The organism is Burkholderia sp. b14, assembly GCF_900156195.1.
Taxonomy (GTDB): Bacteria; Pseudomonadota; Gammaproteobacteria; order Burkholderiales; family Burkholderiaceae; genus Mycetohabitans.
Genome location: NZ_FTPJ01000003.1, coordinates 1,330,620 through 1,347,168 on the forward strand (window position 1 = coordinate 1,330,620; position 16,549 = coordinate 1,347,168).

Consider the following 16,549-nt stretch of genomic DNA (forward strand, 5'->3'; position numbering starts at 1 on the left):
CGTCGAACCGATAGCTATGGCTCACGCGCCCCTGCCGCGACGCGCGGCGCTCGATTCGCGTCAACTCGACCTGCCGCTGTTCGACAGCGGCAACGCGTTGCCGGGCCTATCCGTCGAAGTCCCGGCCGGGCCAGAGCCCACCTGCGCGGCGGCACCCGCCGGCGGCGCCTGCTTACCCCGGCCCGGTGCCGAATCGATGCAACCCCCGTCGGCGCCGTTGCCCTCGTTGCCACCGTTGCAGGCGCAAACGCCGGTGGAGCCGCTTGCCGCACTGTTGCCATCGTTGCATCCGTCCCCCGGCCCGGCAAGCGCGACGCCAGCGCCATTACTGCCGACGGGTGCCACGCCGCGCAACGAGACTCAGCTGCCGGACGGCAACCGGCTGCGCTGCGTGCACCTTGGCTCGCACCGGCTCGATTATCGGCTCAAGCGTTCCGCGCGACGCACTATCGGATTCTCAATCGACGGCAACGGACTGGCCGTCACCGCACCACGCTGGGCCACGCTGGCTGATATCGAAGCGGCGCTCGCCGACAAGCAGCGTTGGATCTTCGCCAAGCTGGCCGAGTGGCAAACACGCACGGAACAACGCGCACTGCCGCGGATCGTCTGGACCGATGGCGCGACCTTGCCCTATCTAGGCAAGCCGTTGACCGTCGCTATCACGTCGTCAAGCGGCACGTTGCGGCATGACCCCGAACGGGCCATGCTCGAGCTGGGCTTGCCGCCGGATGCACACGCGCAGCAGATCAAGGATCGCGTACAAGGCTGGCTGCAGCAGGAAGCCCGACGCCTGTTCGGCGAGCGACTCGACCTCTATGCGCAACGCCTCGGCGTGCGACATAGCGCGTACGCACTATCATCAGCAGCAACCCGCTGGGGGAGCTGCTCGAGCGACGGCAAGATCCGGCTAAACTGGCGCTTGATCCATTTTCCGCTGTCGATCGTCGACTATGTCGTCGCGCACGAACTCGCGCATTTGCGTGAAATGAACCATAGCTCGCGTTTCTGGAACACAGTCGCGTCGATCTTCCCGGAATTCCGTGAGGCGCGCAGCTTGTTGAAGAACCATCCGCCCGAGCTGCTGCCCACGCTGTAACGCTCACCGGCGCCGTTTGGCCGCATCGCGCAAAGCCGTGCTGCGCGGGTTAAAATCCTCGCCGTATCGCGCCGTGCCTGCCGTACGGTGCTGTTATCGCGTTCCCCACAACGCCATCGACATTTCAAGGATCCCACCATGCGACTTCTTCATACAATGCTTCGAGTCGGCAACCTGGAGCGATCGCTGGACTTCTACACGAACGTGCTAGGCATGCAATTGCTACGCAAGCGTGACTATCCGGAAGGCCGCTTTACGCTTGCGTTCGTCGGCTACGGTAACGAGGACGACCATACGGTGATCGAATTGACCCATAATTGGGACACCTCGGTCTATGAGCCGGGCACTGGCTTTGGCCATCTGGCGATTGCCGTGGACAACGCCCGTGACGCGTGCGACGCGGTGCGCGCGAAGGGCGGCAAGGTCACGCGCGAGGCCGGCCCGATGAAGCATGGCACCACGGTGATCGCCTTCGTCGAGGATCCGGACGGCTACAAGATCGAGTTCATCGAGAAAAAACGTCCTTAATCCAGGTGGCTGTTACCGCCGCGTTAGTCCGCAAGCCGTTTGATGCCTTCGCCATCGTGTGCTGGCACTGGCGGGCCCAACCGGCACCACCCTGTGGCCGAGTGGACGCTCGTGGCCGTCGTCGGCCTCGCGTAGCGTTGATGCTCCCCAACCTAAACTCCTGAGCTTTACCCACAACGATGTATGCGAATCACCCCCATTCTGGCTATCGTTAGGCTTGCAGCATGAGCGTCGGGTGATAGCGCCACATTTTCGGGTCAGCGCTTAACAGCGCGATCCCCTCGTGGAGGGCTTGCGCTACCATAAGGCGATCAAACGGATCGGCGTGATCTTCATGCGTTGGTAGTAATGCGACCATCTCTGCATGGTCATTGATAATCGGTAGCTGCGCGAAGCCCGCTAGACGGAACGCCAAGCGCGCTTCACGCGGATGAATGCGCAGATTGCCCTTCGCGTGTTTGATTGCAATTTCCCAAATGGCCGCCGCACTGACCAGCAGCGTATTGGCCGGATTCTCGATGATTTCGATGGTTTGGGCAGACAGCTGCGGTGCACCTTCTGCCGCCCACAGCGCAATATGCGTGTCAAGTAGCACTTTCACGGCAAAAGACCTTGCCCTGCACTCGCCTCAAAGTCAGCTGCGATGACATCGTCGTTCGCGTTAAATGCCTCAACGGTAGTCGGCACGCCCAATCCGGCGAGTAAATGCTGTGCCGCGCCAATCCGTTTGGGGGCGGTAAAGGGCACCAACCGTGCGACGGGCGTGCCATGCCGGGCAATGATCACCTCGCTTTCTTGCCCCACTTCAAGTTGTTCAACCAAACTCGACAGCCGCGATTTAGCGTCGTGCATGTTCACAGTCAACATATCGGCCCTCCCACCCAAGTTAGCTAATAAATATTAGCTAACAGTGTAAGTCCAAATCCCAGACAAGGCAATGCGCTGCTGCATCATTCCCACTCTGACGCCGGCCGCGAGCCTCTGCGTGCTGAATGTCAGCGTAAGTTTGCAGCACTCGACCTCCGAGAGGCCCGGCATTTTCTAACCCTACTCGTTAATCAGCACGACCCATGTTTGATTGAAATGGGAACGTCACGGCACGCCGCACGAAGCGGGCAGGCAGACGTGTTAACGCGTCGATTCAGGATCCAACGCACCACCCGCGCCTACGCTACCCATCGAGCCTGCACCGGCGTCAACCTGCTGCGCCAGCGCGACGTATTCAAGCACCGGCACATCCTCGGCACGACGCGCAAGATCAAAGCCGAGCGCGTCAAAATCGACTCGACTCCGATAGGCCGCCAGCGTATTGCGCAACATTTTGCGGCGCTGCGAAAACGCGGCCGTCACGACTTCGCCAAGACGAGTGATATCGACCGGCGGCACGTCGCCGGCGGCGCGCGGAATCATCCGCACCACCGCCGAGGTCACCTTCGGCGCCGGCTCGAACGACTCAGGCGGCACCTCGATCAGTTTGTCGATCGCATATCGATACTGCAGCATCACGGTCAGGCGGCTGTAGTCCTTACTCCCCGGCTCGGCGATCATTCGCTCAACCACTTCGTTCTGCAGCATGAAGTGCTGGTCAATCACGTCATCGGCAAACGACGCGAGGTGGAACAACAGCGGACTCGAGATGTTATACGGCAGATTCCCAACCACCCGGAGCGACGCGCCGATATGCGCCGAATCAGCCAGTGAAGCGAAGTCGAACGCCAGCGCGTCGCCTGCATGCAACACGAGCCGGCTGCCAAAACGCTGCTGCAGCCGCGCGATTAGGTCACGGTCAAGCTCGAGCGCATGCAATGTTTGCACGCGCTCGAGTAGCGGCGCGGTCAACGCGCCCAGGCCCGGGCCGATCTCCACGAGTCGGTCCGCGGGTTGCGGGCGGATCGCCTCCACGATTGCGTCGATCATGCCCGTGTCGACAAGGAAATTCTGGCCAAAGCGCTTGCGCGCAAAGTGGCCTTGGTGCTGACGATGACTCATGAAGCAGCTCGTTTCGAATCAGATGCATGGCGGCGGCCAGCGCGATGCCCGGCACGCCGCCGCGTTCAGCGGGTCATACGCGGCCGTTAACGGCCTGCCGCCGCGTGCCGTCGATGGCGAGCCATCGACACAGCGGTATCGATCGCCGCAATCAAACTGCCGCAATCGGCGCGGCCGGTGCCCGCCAGGTCGAGCGCCGTGCCATGATCGACGGAGGTGCGCACGATCGGCAATCCCAACGTGACGTTGATGCCCTCACCGAACGTGGCGAACTTGAGCACCGGCAAGCCCTGGTCGTGGTACATCGCCAACACGCAATCGGCATCGCGCAGGTAGCGCGGCTGGAACAGCGTATCGGCCGGATACGGCCCGCGTGCATCGATGCCCGATGCACGCGCGCGCTGCAATGCCGGTGCGATCACGTCAATTTCCTCGCGGCCCAAATAGCCGTTCTCGCCCGCATGCGGGTTGAGGCCGGCGACAAGGATACGCGGCGACGCGATGCCGAAACGCGCGCGCAAGTCACGATCGACAATTGCCAACGTGTCGACCAGCCCGTCGATGCTCAACGCGTCGGGCACGTCGCGAAGTGCCAGATGCGTGGTGGCAAGGGCTACGCGCAGCGGCTGCTCGCCGGTGCCGGACAGCATCATCACGACGCGTGGCGTACCGGTACGCTCGGCCAGGTATTCGGTATGGCCGGTGAACGGCACGCCGGCATCGTTGATCGTGCTTTTTTGCAGCGGCGCGGTGACAATGGCATCGAACGTGCCGTCCAGTGCGCCGTCAATCGCCGCATCCAACAGCGCGAGCACATAGCGGCCGTTTGCCGCGTCCAGCACGCCGGCCATACTCGGCGTGCCGAGCGGCACATCGCGCAGCACGACAGCGGCGCCCGCCGCGGTCGACCACACGGCAGGATCCACGCCCGCCTGCTTCGCGCGCTCGGCCAGCAGCCGGCGATCGCCGAGCACCGTGAAGTGCGCGTCCCCGCGCCAGCGCCCGACCTCGCGCGCAAATGCTTGCGCGGTCAACTCCGGACCGACGCCGGCCGGCTCGCCGGTGGTGATCGCAATGCGAACGGGTGTCGTCACGTTCCGCTCCGCGGGGCTCAGGCCGGTCCGTCCAACTTGTACTGCACATACGAGCTGTCACGCAGCTGCCGCAGCCAGTCTGCGTAGGCCTGCTCGGCTTTGCGCTGGCCAATCGCCTGCCGCGCGATCTCCTGCTGCTGCGCAACAGAGCCTTGCGCTTCGCGGCGGCCGATCACCTGGACCAGGTGATAACCGTACTCGGTCCGGATGGGTTGGCTGATTTCGCCATCCTTCAGGTTGTTCATTGCCCGCTCGAATTCCGGCACGGTCTCGCCCGGGCTGATCCATCCCAGGTCTCCTCCCTGCGATGCGGAACCGTCCTGCGAGTAGGTACGGGCGAAATTCGCGAAGTCGCCACCTGCCTCGATCTGTGCGCGCAGTTCAACCAGCTTTTGCCGTGCCGCCGGCTCCGACTGCCCTTCGCCGATCCGGATCAGGATGTGTCGCGCATGCGTTTGCACGAGCTTCGGCGCTTCGCTGCCCGTGCCGCTGGACACCCGGCGATCGACGAGCCGCACAATCTCGAAACCTTCCGGCGTGCGCAGCACCTCTGGATTAACCTGCCCCGGACGCAGCTGCGAGGCCGCCTGCGTCATCGCTTCGGGCAACGCCGACATCGAACGGAATCCGAGGTCGCCGCCGTTGGACGCATCGGGCGCCTGTGAGTTGTCTTTCGCGAGCCGCGCGAAGTCCTCGTTCGCCAGGGCGCGCTTGAGCAAATCCGATGCCTTTTGCCGCGCGGCCTCGATCTCAGTCTGCGGCGCGTTCAGCGCGGCCTTGATCAGGATATGTTCAAAGCGCAGGTCCTGATGCACGCGCTGCGTCGGCCCACGCTGGCTGGCAATATAGTTGGCCACTTCCGCATCCGACACGGTGATCCGGCTGTCCACTTCCTTCTCGCGCAGCTTCGAGAGCAGCAACTCGTTGCGCGCATCGGCGCTAAAAACCGACCAGGGCACGCCCTCGGCCTCCAACCGTGCGCGGTACATGTCGAGCGACATGTTGTTCGCCTGCGCGAGCCGGGTCAGCGTGCGTTGCAGCGTCGCATCGTCAATCACGATGCCGTCGTCCTTGGCCCGCTGCAGCTGGATGCGCTCAAGAACTATTTGATTCAGCACCTGCAGCTGCAACTGGTCCGGCGACGGCAACGGCGCGTTCTGCTGCTGCAAGCGGCGTGTGATCAGCGCCATACGCAAGTCAAGCTCGCGGCGCGTGATCACGTCGTTGTTCACGACCGCGACAATGCGATCCACCTCCTGTCCGGTCTGATGCGACGGCAACGCTTGCGCGTGCGCACCGTTGAGCGGCGCCAGCGCGCCGAGCGCGGATAGCGCAAGCACGCACTGCAGAAGTGCCGAGCGTATCGTCTTCATCATTCCCACCATTACTCCGTTCAGGTAAAAACCGGCGCGGGCCGGACACCGTCCGCCACCCACCGACATTGTCTCATTGATAGTGAGTGAACCGAGCCTGCGGTGCAGGCAGCGGCGGCACCGGCTGGTAACCCGGCACGCTCGCTCGGAATTGCGGCCCCAGTCCATTGTCGATCGTCGCAAAGCCCTTGAGTTGCAGTTGCGCGAGCATCCGTGTCCCGGTGGACGGCTGGTTCGAACTGTTGACGCCGTTTGCGTATTTCTGCAACCCGATGCCGAATGACCAGCATTGCGCATCGTACTCGAAGCCCGCCAACGCGTCGACCAGGCGGTGCCGGACGAGGTCGTAATTCACCCGGCCCACGCCGTACAGGCGTCGCGCAAGCGGCCACTGCGCGGAGATCACCAACTGGTTGATCGGCTCGTAGGATAGCGTCGTGTTCGAGCGCGTATAGCGGTACGCCGCGTTCAGCACGCGACGCTCGGCCGGGCTCCATGAAAACCCGAGGTTCGTGCGCACCAGCTGATTGTTGTTCTGGTTGTACTGGAACGCCTGTTCGGTCGCAAAGCCGTCGCCGAGCTTGAACGACGAACCGATGATCACGTCCGAGTGCGCGGCCTGTGACGTCGGTTGCGATGGCGTGAACGTCACGCGCTGGTTACGAAAATAATACTGCTGCGCGATCACGAAGCGCGCCCGCTCGTCGCCGGATGCCGCGTCGATGAAGCGTGACGTGAGCGCCGCAGTCAGCCGGTTTGCATCGGCGATGCGGTCATTGCCGACGAAGCTGTTCGCCGTGAAAATCTCGGCCAAGCCGAAGTCCGCCTCCGCGGTATCGAACAATGGCGCAAACTGCTGGTTCCGGTACGGCGTATACACATAGTACAGGCGCGGTTCCAGCGTTTGGATGTAGTCCTGGCCAAACAGGTGAAGGCTGCGGTCAAACACCAGGCCGGAGTCAAGGCTCAGCGTCGGCACGCTGACGTTGAAACGCTTGGGCTGGCCGCCGGGTGCGTCCGCGCCGATCGTGGATAGGTCGTATGACGTGAAATGCCACTGCACCTTCGGCGTGAAGAAGTAACCAGGGCGCAGGATCGGATACGAGACGTACGGGTTGAACACGAAGCGCGCGCCCTCGGTCGCATCGGCCGTGGTGATCGAAAAGCGGGTCGCGTCAACCTCGGCGCCAAAATCCAAGCCGCCGACGTTATAGCGGCTGTATTTCACGTTCAACTGGGGTTCGCGGCCATACGGCGCCGTCGATGGTGGCAGCGTCTGCCAATGCTGCTCGCGCAGCAGTGCGGCCCACGGACCACTATTGTAAGTCAAGCCGATTTCCTGCTGGTACAGCATCTGCGTGCCGAGCAGGAACGAGTTGCCCGACGCGAGATCCTCCGGATAGGTCTTGTCCGACACTCGGTTGTAGTAGATATATCCGCCGAAGCCGTTGCCAAAGTTCTGGCTGTGGTTGAAAAACACCGCATAGCGCTTGGTGTGCGTGATGCGGTCATACGGCAGGTACTCGACGGTGAGGTTGCCCGAGTACGTCGGCGATAGGTAGCGAAAACTGGGCGCAATTAACATGCCACGCCGCGACATCATCCGGGGCGTAAGCGTCAGATCGTAGTTCGGCGCGAGATTGAAATAATACGGCAGCGACATCTCAAAGCCGGTGGTCGAGCTCATCGTGCCGGTCGGCGGCAGCAAGCCGCTCTGGCGCCCGCCCGAGAGAGGAAACGACAGCCACGGGCTGGCAAAGATCGGCACGCGCTGGAAGAACAATACGCCATTGTGCGCCACGCCCAAGTTGGCGTCGGTATCCATGTTGAACTGCGTGGCCCGCACGTACCACGCCGGATCGCTGTCGCATGGGCATCCGGTATACGTACCGCGGTGCACGACCGAGCGCGCATCGTCGATTATGTCGATCCGCTCGGCAGCACCGGAGCCACCGGTTAGGTTGAAGTGGTACTTCGGCCGCGTAATATAGCCCTCAGACGCGCCCACCTTCAAGTGCGCGTCCGGTCCCGCAAACGCATTGCCATTGTTGACGATATGCACATTGCCGAACGCATCGGCCAGATCGGTGTCCACGTCGTAGTGAATCGAATCGGCCTTGATCACGGACGTGTAGCGGCGCAACTCGGCACTGCCCTCGAGCGACGCGTTGCGCTCCGCGGTGCCGCTAGCCACCTCGCCCAGCCCGAACACTGCCGGCGGCGCGCCTGAGGGCAGCACATGCTCTTCGAGCTGCGGCGCGACGCGTAGTCCCCACGGCGCATCCAGCCGGGTCGGCTGTGCGGCTGCACCGGTCAATTGCGCGTGCGCAAGCGCTGGCAGGAATCCCGGTACCGCAAGCAATGCGGCGGCGACGTGCGTCAGGCGAAGCACGCGTCGCGAATGGGGCGCGGGTGGCAAATTCGTTCGATCGAGCTGTGTTGGCGGCATGAATGCAGTAGACGAAGCGACGCCGCCCCGGTATGAGCGGCCGCCCGGGTAACGTCGCAGCAAAGCTGCCCGCCCCGGCCTCGGGGCCTGCGCCGCGCGCCGGTGCTGGTCGCATCAAAAAAGTCGTGGGGTATTATAGGGCAAGACGTTTTCGTATCCCCGCAACTTTCATGACGCAGACCTGCGCAAGCCCCTCTTTCGCCATTGCCGATCCCCGGCTGGATTTGCTGCGCGACTGGCTCGGCTCGCTGCCCGCAGCACTGGGGCTCGCGCCCGACACACTGACGCTCGCCTCCTCGGACGCGGGCTTTCGCCGCTATTTCCGGGTCGCGGCAAGCTCGGCCGGCGAACGCGGCACGTTGATCGCGATGGACGCGCCACCGCCGGAAAAGTGTCGCGAATTCGCCGCGATCGCCGCGCTGCTGCACGACACGGGTCTGCACGCACCCCAGGTGTTTGCGCAGGACGTCGAGCGCGGCTTCATGCTGCTGACCGATCTGGGCACGAGCACCTACATCGACGTGTTGAACGAGGCTAATGCGCGCGCGCTGATGCGCGACGCACTGGACGCGCTGATCCGGTGGCAGTCGGCGTCGCGCCCCGGCGTGCTGCCGGTGTTCGATGAACCGTTCATGCGCCGCGAAATGGAGCTAATGCCGCAATGGTACGTCGAGCGGCATCTGGGCTTAACACTGACCGACAAGCAACGCGCGACGCTCGACACGACATTCGCCGCACTCGTGCGCAGCGCGCTCGCGCAACCCCAGGTGTTCATGCTGCGCGACTTCATGCCCCGCAATCTGATGGTGGCCGAGCCCAATCCCGGCATCTTGGACTTTCAGGATGCGGTGCACGGCCCCCTCACCTATGACGTCGCATCGCTGCTACGCGATGCGTTCGTCAGCTGGGACGAGTCGTTTGAGTTGGACTGCTTCGCCTGGTACTGGGAGCGGGCGCGCAAGGCCGGCCTGCCGGTGGACGCGGATTTCGGCAAGTTCTACCGGCAACTCGAATGGATGGGCTTGCAACGGCACATCAAGATCATTGGGCTGTTCGCCCGCCTCCACTACCGGGACAGCAAGCCGCGCTACCTCACCGACGTGCCGCGCTTTATCGACTATGCGCGCAAGGTGGCCCGACGCTACCGGGAATTGACGCCGTTCGCCGTACTGTTGGACGAACTCGAAGGGCGCGCGGTGCAAGTCGGCTACACGTTCTAAGCAGGGCGAATGATGTTCAAATGCACAGCGCGAGGTATCGATGCGACGCTGGATACCGCGATGATCTTTGCCGCCGGGCGCGGTGAACGGATGCGGCCACTGAGCGACACCTGTCCGAAGCCGCTGCTCGAGGTAGGCGGACGGGCGTTGATTGAGTGGCAGATCGAGCGGCTGGCCGCAGCCGGCTTCACCACCATCGTGATTAACCACGGGTGGCTGGGCGAACAGATCAAAACGCGCCTGGGCAACGGCCAGCGCTTCGGCGTCACGCTGCGCTACTCGCCGGATGCGCTGGAAACGGCCGGCGGCATCGCACAGGCCCGTGCCCTGCTGGAGCACCGCGGCACGCCGGCGCTCATCGTGGCCGTGAGCGGCGACATCTACTGCAACTACGATTACACGCGGTTACGTGCGGCAGCACAACAGCTGACCGCGCTCGACGCGCCGGGCATGCACCTGGTGATGGTGCCCAACCCACCCTTTCATTCATGCGGCGACTTCGTGTTGAACGGCGCCTCGCTGAGTTTGGACGGCGCGCCGCGCTACACGTTCGGCAACATCGGCGTGTACGACACACGGATGTTCGCCGACTTGCCGCGCGGCACGCGATGTGCACTCACGCCGTACTATCGCGCGACAATTGCTGCAGGCCGCGCCAGCGACGAGCTGTTCCTCGGACAATGGGCCAACGTCGGCACGCCAGCGCAACTAGACGCACTAGAGCGTGCGCTACGCGCGGCCCGCACGTAGCCGGCGCTACAATCTCGCGCCATGGATACTCCAAAGACGAGCCCCGTCGCGCAGCGCGACATGCCAACGGATACGCGCTCCCCTACCCCAGCCGACGACCCGCCCCCCAAGGCGGACGACGCACTACCGGGGCCGCCCGCCGGCCCGGCGCTGTATCGCGCCCGCCGCGAGCGGGTAATCGATGCACTGCGCGCGCATGGCGGCGGCGTGGCGATCGTGCGAACCGCACCGATCGCGATCCGCAACCGCGACACCGAGTATCCGTATCGGCATGACAGCGCATTCTTCTACCTGAGCGGGTTCACTGAACCGCACGCCTGGCTGGTCATCCGTGCCGACGCAGCGCAGTCGTTCACGACGCTGTTCTGCCTGCCGCGCGATATCGAGCGCGAAACTTGGGACGGGGTGCGGTACGGACCGCAACGCGCACAGCAGCTATTCGGCGTGGACGCCGCCTACTCGGTCGATGAACTCGACGCTCGGATGCCAGCGCTGCTGGCCAATGCGCACACGCTGCATTACGCACGCGACACCTCGCTGGAGCTAGACGAGGCCGTGCAGCGATGGCGGGAGGTAAGCAAAGGCGGCAGCGGCCGCATTTTGCCAGCGCATCAGGTCGATCTGTCGATCCTGCTCGATGAGATGCGTCTGATCAAAGACGCGCACGAGCTGTACACAATGCGCCGGGCCGCTTCGATCTCGGCGCGCGCGCATCTGCAGGCCATGCGGGCATGCAAGCCGGGCGTGCGCGAATACGAACTTGAAGCGCAATTGCTGTACGCTTTTCGCCGCCACGGTGCGCAGGCGCCGGCATACGGCTCGATTGTCGCGGCAGGCGCTAACGCTTGCGTGCTGCACTATCCTGCCGGCAACGCGCTCGTGCGAGACGGCGACCTGGTCCTAATCGACGCGGGTTGCGAACTGGACGGCTACGCGTCCGATATCACCCGCACGTTTCCGGCCAACGGTCGCTTCACGGCAGCGCAGCGTGATCTGTACGATGTCGTGCTGGCGGCGCAACAGGCTGCGATCGACGCGACACGCGCCGGCGTGCCGTTCGACGTGCCGCACGATGCGGCGGTGCGTGTGCTGGCGCAGGGCATGCTTGACTTGAAACTGCTCGATGCGGCCGTGCATGGCACGCTCGACGATGTCATTGCCAGCCGCGCCTATACGCGTTTCTACATGCATCGCACCGGTCACTGGATCGGTCTGGACGTGCACGACTGCGGCGACTATCAGGAGCCAGATCCCGACCCGGACAGCCAGAACTCGAATACTGCCTGCCCGAATACCGCCCGCCCGAATGCCCGCTGCGCGCACGCCGCCTGCCCGGATGCCACATCCCTGGATACCCAGCACGCTGGAAGCTTGGCGCGCGATACGGCCGAGCGCGACGTGCCGCGTCCGTGGCGCCGCTTGCGCGCGAACATGACGCTGACGATCGAACCCGGCTTGTACGTGCGTGCCGCACCGGATGTGCCGCGCGCGTACTGGAACACCGGAATCCGCATCGAGGATGACGCCATCGTCACACCGCACGGCTGCGAACTGATGACCCGAGAGGTGCCGGTACACGCCGACGATATCGAAGCCTGGATGCGCGATACACCGGCGCGCGCGTGACGCGCGGCCGCGCGACAGAATCCCACGGACATCTGCCCCATGATCGAATCGAATCTTGCCCAACCCCTGCACGATACGGCGCCGGATGCACGCGCCGACGCAGTGCGATACGACTATGACGTAGCGATCGTCGGCGCTGGGCCAGTGGGACTGGCACTCGCCGGCTGGCTCGCACGCCGCGGCGGCACCCGTGCATTACGTGTTGCGTTGATCGACGCGCGCGAACCGGATGCATCGCTGGACGACCCGCGGGCGCTCGCATTGTCGCACGGCAGCCGCATGCTGCTCGAGCCGCTTGGCTGGCCGGTCGACGCGACACCAATCGAGCGCATCCACGTGTCGCAGCGCGGTTACCTCGGTCGCACCGTGATCGAGCGCGACGAGCACGGCGTGCCAGCGCTCGGCTACGTGGTGCGCTATGGCGCGCTAGTGCATGCGCTAGCCACAGCGGTACGTGCCACCGGCTGCGACTGGATCAGCTCGAGCGTGGCTCGCGCGCCGCGGCAAGACGAACACGGCGTCTCGCTGCCGATCGAGCCGGTCGGCGCCCCCTCCGTTCCCGATGGTGACGCGAGCGCCGCGGCACCGCAACGCGTCGTGCGTACGCGCCTGGTCGTCAACGCGGAGGGCGGGATGTATCACGAAGCCGCGGCGACGCGGTTGGCCGCCGGCCAGCACGCCCAGCGCGACTATCGCCAGACGGCGCTGGTGGCCGTAGTCAGCGTGAGCGCGCCACAACCGCGCGTCGCATGGGAGCGCTTCACGCGCGAAGGGCCCCTTGCGCTGCTGCCGCTCGGCGGCCCACGGCAGGCGGACTATGCGCTGGTCTGGTGCTGCGATCCGGCACAGGCCGCACGGCGCATGCCGCTGTCCGACGCACAGTGGCTGGACGAGTTGCAATGGGCATTCGGCGACAGAATGGGCCGCTTCGAGAAGGTTGGCGCGCGCGCAGCCTTCCCACTTGGGCTCAATGCGCTGACCGCGTTGACCGATCGCCGCGTTGCATCGATCGGCAACGCGGCGCAAACGTTACATCCAGTCGCCGGACAAGGACTGAACCTAGGCCTGCGCGACGTGCACGCGCTGGTCGATGCACTCGCGCACCACGGACCCGAGCCGGCTGCGCTGCGTGCCTTCGCCGCACGCCGCGCGCTGGACCGGCGCGTGACCATCGCCGCGACCGACGCGCTGGCACGCGCCTTCACCGTCGACTTCGCGCCGCTGGCGGCGCTGCGCGGCCTGGCGCTCGGTGCGCTAGACCTGGTGCCACCGGTCAAGACAACGCTCGCGCGGCAGATGATGTTCGGGCAACGGCGCTAAGCGGGGCCAAGCCTATGACAGCCGTGACGCTCATTAAACTTTCAAAGCGCTCGGGGTTCGCCGCCGGTTAACGCTAAAATACGCCCCTTTCCAACGTCTTTCGGATCGCGCCGCGCCCGGCCGGGTAGCGGCGCGTCGCCCTTTCCGATGCCTGTAATCGGCAAACATGTACTGCGCAACAATCTGTTCGTCGCCCCGATGGCCGGCGTGACGGACCGCCCGTTCCGCCAGTTGTGCAAGCGAATGGGGGCCGGTTACGCGGTGTCAGAGATGGTCGCGTCCAACGCGCAACTGTGGAAAAGCGAAAAGACGATGCGCCGTGCCAATCACGACGGCGAGGTCGAGCCGATCGCCGTGCAGATCGCCGGCGCCGACCCAGCGATGCTGGCGCAGGCCGCACAATACAACGTCGCGCATGGCGCACAGATCATCGACATCAACATGGGCTGCCCGGCCAAGAAGGTTTGCAACGTCGCGGCAGGCTCCGCGCTGCTGCAGAACGAGGCGCTGGTGGCACGCATTCTCGAGGCAGTCGTGCGTGCGGTCGGCACCGGGCCGGATGCCGTTCCCGTCACATTGAAGATCCGCACCGGCTGGGATCGCGAACACCGCAATGCGCTAACGATCGCGCGGCTCGCCGAGCAGGCCGGCATCTCGATGCTCACCGTGCACGGGCGCACACGCGCGGACTTGTATCATGGTCAGGCCGAATATGACACGATCGCCGCGGTCAAGGCATCAGTGCGCATCCCAGTAGTCGCCAACGGCGATATCACGACACCGCACAAGGCGCGCGAAGTGCTGTCGATCACCGGCGCGGACGCAATCATGATCGGACGCGCGGCGCAAGGCCGACCCTGGCTGTTTCGCGAAATCGAGCACTTCCTGGTGACCGGTGAGGTGCTGCCACCGCCACGGATCGACGAGATCCAGCAGTGGATGAACGAGCACCTGCAAGACCATTACGCCTTTTATGGCGAATTTACCGGTGTGCGCACCGCACGCAAGCACATCGGCTGGTACACTCGCGGCCTTTCCGGCGCCAACGCATTCCGGCATCGAATGAATACGCTGGATTCCACCCGGGAACAACTGGCGGCAGTCAACGCGTTCTTCGACGCTCAAAAGGCGCGATCGGAGCGCCTCGTCTACGTCGACGACCCATCCGGCACGCACGACACGCTACCCGACACCGACTAATTAGCAGCATGAGCAAGCACAACATCGAACAATGCGTCCGCGACAGTCTCGGCATGTATTTCCGCGATCTGGACGGATCCCGCCCACACGACGTCTATGAAATGGTGATGTCCTGCGTCGAGAAGCCGATGCTGGAAATCGTCCTCGAACAGGCGCGGGGCAACCAGTCTCTGGCAGCCGAATATCTCGGCATCAACCGCAACACGCTGCGCAAGAAACTGCAGGAGCATGGTCTGCTGTAGCGCGGCGCCCGTGCCTGGCGCACATTTGTCATTCGCGCGCAAGCGCGGCTTCGGGTTCTTTTTTCATCATGATCAAGCAAGCGCTCATTTCTGTTTCCGACAAGGCAGGCATTGTCGACTTCGCCAACAGCCTGCATGAGCTTGGCGTCACCCTGCTGTCCACGGGCGGCACTGCAAAGCTGCTCGCCGACGCGGGCCTGCCGGTCACCGAGGTGGCTGACTACACTGGCTTTCCGGAAATGCTCGACGGCCGCGTAAAGACGCTGCACCCGAAGGTCCATGGCGGCATTCTCGCGCGGCGCGACCTGCCCGCGCACATGGCTGCACTCGAGCAGCATGGGATCCCGACGATCGACATGCTCGTCGTCAATCTGTATCCGTTCGTGCAAACTGTCGCGAAGGAGAAATGCCCGCTCGACGAAGCCATTGAAAACATCGACATCGGCGGCCCAACGATGCTGCGCTCGGCCGCGAAGAACCACCGCGACGTGACGGTGATCGTCGATCCGGCCGACTATGCGGCGGTGCTCGACGAAATGCGCGCGAACAGCAACACGGTCAGCTACGCAACCAACTTTCGGCTCGCGGCCAAGGTGTTTGCGCACACCGCGCAATATGACGGCGCGATCACGAACTACCTGACTAGCCTCGGCGAGGACCTGCAGCATGCGACACGCAGCGCGTACCCAGCCATGCTGAATCTGGCCTTCACGAAGGTGCAGGACCTGCGCTACGGCGAGAACCCGCACCAGGGCGCAGCGTTCTATCGCGACCTGCAATCTGCCGAAGGCTCGCTAGCCAACTACCGGCAACTGCAGGGCAAGGCGCTGTCGTACAACAACATCGCTGATGCCGACGCGGCATGGGAATGCGTGAAGACGTTCGATGCGCCGGCATGTGTGATCATCAAGCATGCAAACCCGTGCGGCGTCGCCGTGGCGACAACGCCGGCCGATGCGTACGCCAAGGCGTTGCAGACCGACCCGACTTCCGCATTCGGCGGCATCATCGCGTTCAATCGCGAAGTCGACGAAGCGGCGGCGCAAGCGGTCGCCAAGCAGTTTGTCGAAGTGCTGCTCGCGCCGTCGTTGACCGACGCGGCGCGACAAGTCTTCGCCGCGAAGCAGAACGTGCGCGTGCTGCAAGTGCCGCTGGGCAATGCAGCCAACGCGTACGACCTGAAGCGCGTCGGCGGCGGCTTGCTGGTGCAGTCGCCGGACACGAAGAACGTGCAGCCGCACGAGTTGCGCGTGGTCACGAAACGGCATCCGACGCCCAAAGAAATGGACGACCTGTTGTTCGCGTGGCGCGTCGCGAAGTTCGTCAAGTCCAATGCGATCGTGTTTTGCGCGAACGGCATGACGCTGGGTGTCGGGGCGGGTCAGATGAGCCGCGTCGATTCGGCTCGCATCGCCGGCATCAAGGCGCAAAACGCAAAGCTGTCGTTGACCGGCTCGGCGGTCGCCTCCGACGCATTCTTCCCGTTCCGCGACGGGCTCGACGTGGTCGTCGCGGCCGGTGCGACCTGCGTGATCCAGCCCGGCGGCTCGATGCGCGACGACGAGGTAATCGCAGCGGCCGACGAGCACAATGTCGCGATGGTCGTTACCGGCACGCGGCATTTCCGTCACTGACGCGGTGAGCGCCGCCGCGCCGGCC

At 64.2% G+C, this 16,549-nt stretch carries 15 protein-coding genes; 9 read left to right on the forward strand and 6 right to left on the reverse strand.

Features of this window, described 5'->3' with window-relative positions; translation table 11 throughout:
* Positions 1 to 16 precede the first annotated feature (16 nt).
* Complete coding sequence (locus tag B0B13_RS10515; protein WP_237573965.1) at positions 17 to 1,099, forward strand: M48 family metallopeptidase; 1,083 nt, start codon at positions 17 to 19, stop codon at positions 1,097 to 1,099.
* A 138-nt stretch (positions 1,100 to 1,237) separates the two neighbouring features.
* Positions 1,238 to 1,627, forward strand: a complete 390-nt coding sequence (gene gloA, locus B0B13_RS10520) for a lactoylglutathione lyase (RefSeq protein WP_076786109.1) — start codon at positions 1,238 to 1,240, stop codon at positions 1,625 to 1,627.
* Between the two features lie 211 nt (positions 1,628 to 1,838).
* Here gloA and B0B13_RS10525 read toward each other — a convergent pair whose 3' ends face one another.
* The 6 genes from B0B13_RS10525 to B0B13_RS10550 all read right to left on the reverse strand — a co-directional run bounded on the left by B0B13_RS10525 (position 1,839) and on the right by B0B13_RS10550 (position 8,532).
* Positions 1,839 to 2,228 carry a type II toxin-antitoxin system VapC family toxin gene (locus B0B13_RS10525; protein ID WP_076786108.1) on the reverse strand — a complete coding sequence of 130 codons (390 nt, stop codon included), beginning with the start codon at positions 2,226 to 2,228 and terminating at the stop codon, positions 1,839 to 1,841.
* A complete protein-coding gene (locus tag B0B13_RS10530; RefSeq protein ID WP_076796258.1) occupies positions 2,225 to 2,494 on the reverse strand; it encodes a type II toxin-antitoxin system Phd/YefM family antitoxin in 270 nt (89 codons plus the stop codon). The genes B0B13_RS10525 and B0B13_RS10530 overlap by 4 nt, the downstream gene beginning before the upstream one ends.
* Before the next feature lie 261 nt (positions 2,495 to 2,755).
* A complete protein-coding gene (gene rsmA, locus B0B13_RS10535) occupies positions 2,756 to 3,616 on the reverse strand; it encodes a 16S rRNA (adenine(1518)-N(6)/adenine(1519)-N(6))-dimethyltransferase RsmA (protein ID WP_076796260.1) in 861 nt (286 codons plus the stop codon).
* Positions 3,617 to 3,702: 86 nt separating this feature from the next.
* Positions 3,703 to 4,710: a 4-hydroxythreonine-4-phosphate dehydrogenase PdxA gene (pdxA, locus tag B0B13_RS10540; RefSeq protein WP_237573967.1), complete on the reverse strand. Its 1,008-nt coding sequence runs from the start codon at positions 4,708 to 4,710 to the stop codon at positions 3,703 to 3,705.
* Positions 4,711 to 4,727: 17 nt separating this feature from the next.
* A complete protein-coding gene (locus tag B0B13_RS10545) occupies positions 4,728 to 6,086 on the reverse strand; it encodes a peptidylprolyl isomerase (RefSeq protein ID WP_076786104.1) in 1,359 nt (452 codons plus the stop codon).
* Positions 6,087 to 6,156: 70 nt separating this feature from the next.
* Positions 6,157 to 8,532, reverse strand: a complete 2,376-nt coding sequence (locus B0B13_RS10550; protein WP_076796266.1) for an LPS-assembly protein LptD — start codon at positions 8,530 to 8,532, stop codon at positions 6,157 to 6,159.
* A 170-nt stretch (positions 8,533 to 8,702) separates the two neighbouring features.
* Here B0B13_RS10550 and B0B13_RS10555 point away from each other — a divergent pair, with 170 nt between their 5' ends.
* The 7 genes from B0B13_RS10555 to purH all read left to right on the forward strand — a co-directional run bounded on the left by B0B13_RS10555 (position 8,703) and on the right by purH (position 16,524).
* Entirely contained in the window at positions 8,703 to 9,752 is a 1,050-nt protein-coding gene (locus tag B0B13_RS10555; RefSeq protein ID WP_076796268.1) for an aminoglycoside phosphotransferase family protein, read from the forward strand.
* A 12-nt stretch (positions 9,753 to 9,764) separates the two neighbouring features.
* Entirely contained in the window at positions 9,765 to 10,502 is a 738-nt protein-coding gene (gene murU, locus B0B13_RS10560; RefSeq protein WP_237573968.1) for an N-acetylmuramate alpha-1-phosphate uridylyltransferase MurU, read from the forward strand.
* A gap of 60 nt (positions 10,503 to 10,562) precedes the next feature.
* Positions 10,563 to 12,128, forward strand: coding sequence for an aminopeptidase P N-terminal domain-containing protein (locus tag B0B13_RS10565; RefSeq protein ID WP_083703788.1), 1,566 nt, complete (start codon positions 10,563 to 10,565; stop codon positions 12,126 to 12,128).
* A 39-nt stretch (positions 12,129 to 12,167) separates the two neighbouring features.
* A complete protein-coding gene (locus B0B13_RS10570) occupies positions 12,168 to 13,448 on the forward strand; it encodes a UbiH/UbiF/VisC/COQ6 family ubiquinone biosynthesis hydroxylase (RefSeq protein ID WP_235091183.1) in 1,281 nt (426 codons plus the stop codon).
* A gap of 147 nt (positions 13,449 to 13,595) precedes the next feature.
* On the forward strand, positions 13,596 to 14,648 hold the full coding sequence (gene dusB / locus B0B13_RS10575) for a tRNA dihydrouridine synthase DusB (RefSeq protein WP_076796274.1): 1,053 nt from the start codon (positions 13,596 to 13,598) through the stop codon (positions 14,646 to 14,648).
* 8 nt (positions 14,649 to 14,656) lie between these two features.
* Positions 14,657 to 14,890, forward strand: a complete 234-nt coding sequence (locus B0B13_RS10580) for a Fis family transcriptional regulator (protein WP_013436270.1) — start codon at positions 14,657 to 14,659, stop codon at positions 14,888 to 14,890.
* Between the two features lie 68 nt (positions 14,891 to 14,958).
* Entirely contained in the window at positions 14,959 to 16,524 is a 1,566-nt protein-coding gene (gene purH, locus B0B13_RS10585) for a bifunctional phosphoribosylaminoimidazolecarboxamide formyltransferase/IMP cyclohydrolase (protein WP_076796277.1), read from the forward strand.
* Positions 16,525 to 16,549 lie beyond the last annotated feature (25 nt).

What these genes read in the sequence shown, in the direction of transcription:
- dusB (WP_076796274.1), top strand. Translation starts at nt 13,596, where the DNA reads ATGCCTGTAATCGGCAAACATGTACTGCGCAACAATCTGTTCGTCGCC.
- B0B13_RS10580 (WP_013436270.1), top strand. Translation starts at nt 14,657, where the DNA reads ATGAGCAAGCACAACATCGAACAATGCGTCCGCGACAGTCTCGGCATG.
- B0B13_RS10530 (WP_076796258.1), bottom strand. Translation starts at nt 2,494, where the DNA reads ATGTTGACTGTGAACATGCACGACGCTAAATCGCGGCTGTCGAGTTTG.
- murU (WP_237573968.1), top strand. Translation starts at nt 9,765, where the DNA reads ATGTTCAAATGCACAGCGCGAGGTATCGATGCGACGCTGGATACCGCG.
- B0B13_RS10515 (WP_237573965.1), top strand. Translation starts at nt 17, where the DNA reads ATGGCTCACGCGCCCCTGCCGCGACGCGCGGCGCTCGATTCGCGTCAA.
- B0B13_RS10555 (WP_076796268.1), top strand. Translation starts at nt 8,703, where the DNA reads ATGACGCAGACCTGCGCAAGCCCCTCTTTCGCCATTGCCGATCCCCGG.
- purH (WP_076796277.1), top strand. Translation starts at nt 14,959, where the DNA reads ATGATCAAGCAAGCGCTCATTTCTGTTTCCGACAAGGCAGGCATTGTC.
- rsmA (WP_076796260.1), bottom strand. Translation starts at nt 3,616, where the DNA reads ATGAGTCATCGTCAGCACCAAGGCCACTTTGCGCGCAAGCGCTTTGGC.
- gloA (WP_076786109.1), top strand. Translation starts at nt 1,238, where the DNA reads ATGCGACTTCTTCATACAATGCTTCGAGTCGGCAACCTGGAGCGATCG.
- B0B13_RS10545 (WP_076786104.1), bottom strand. Translation starts at nt 6,086, where the DNA reads ATGATGAAGACGATACGCTCGGCACTTCTGCAGTGCGTGCTTGCGCTA.
- B0B13_RS10570 (WP_235091183.1), top strand. Translation starts at nt 12,168, where the DNA reads ATGATCGAATCGAATCTTGCCCAACCCCTGCACGATACGGCGCCGGAT.
- B0B13_RS10565 (WP_083703788.1), top strand. Translation starts at nt 10,563, where the DNA reads ATGCCAACGGATACGCGCTCCCCTACCCCAGCCGACGACCCGCCCCCC.
- B0B13_RS10550 (WP_076796266.1), bottom strand. Translation starts at nt 8,532, where the DNA reads ATGCCGCCAACACAGCTCGATCGAACGAATTTGCCACCCGCGCCCCAT.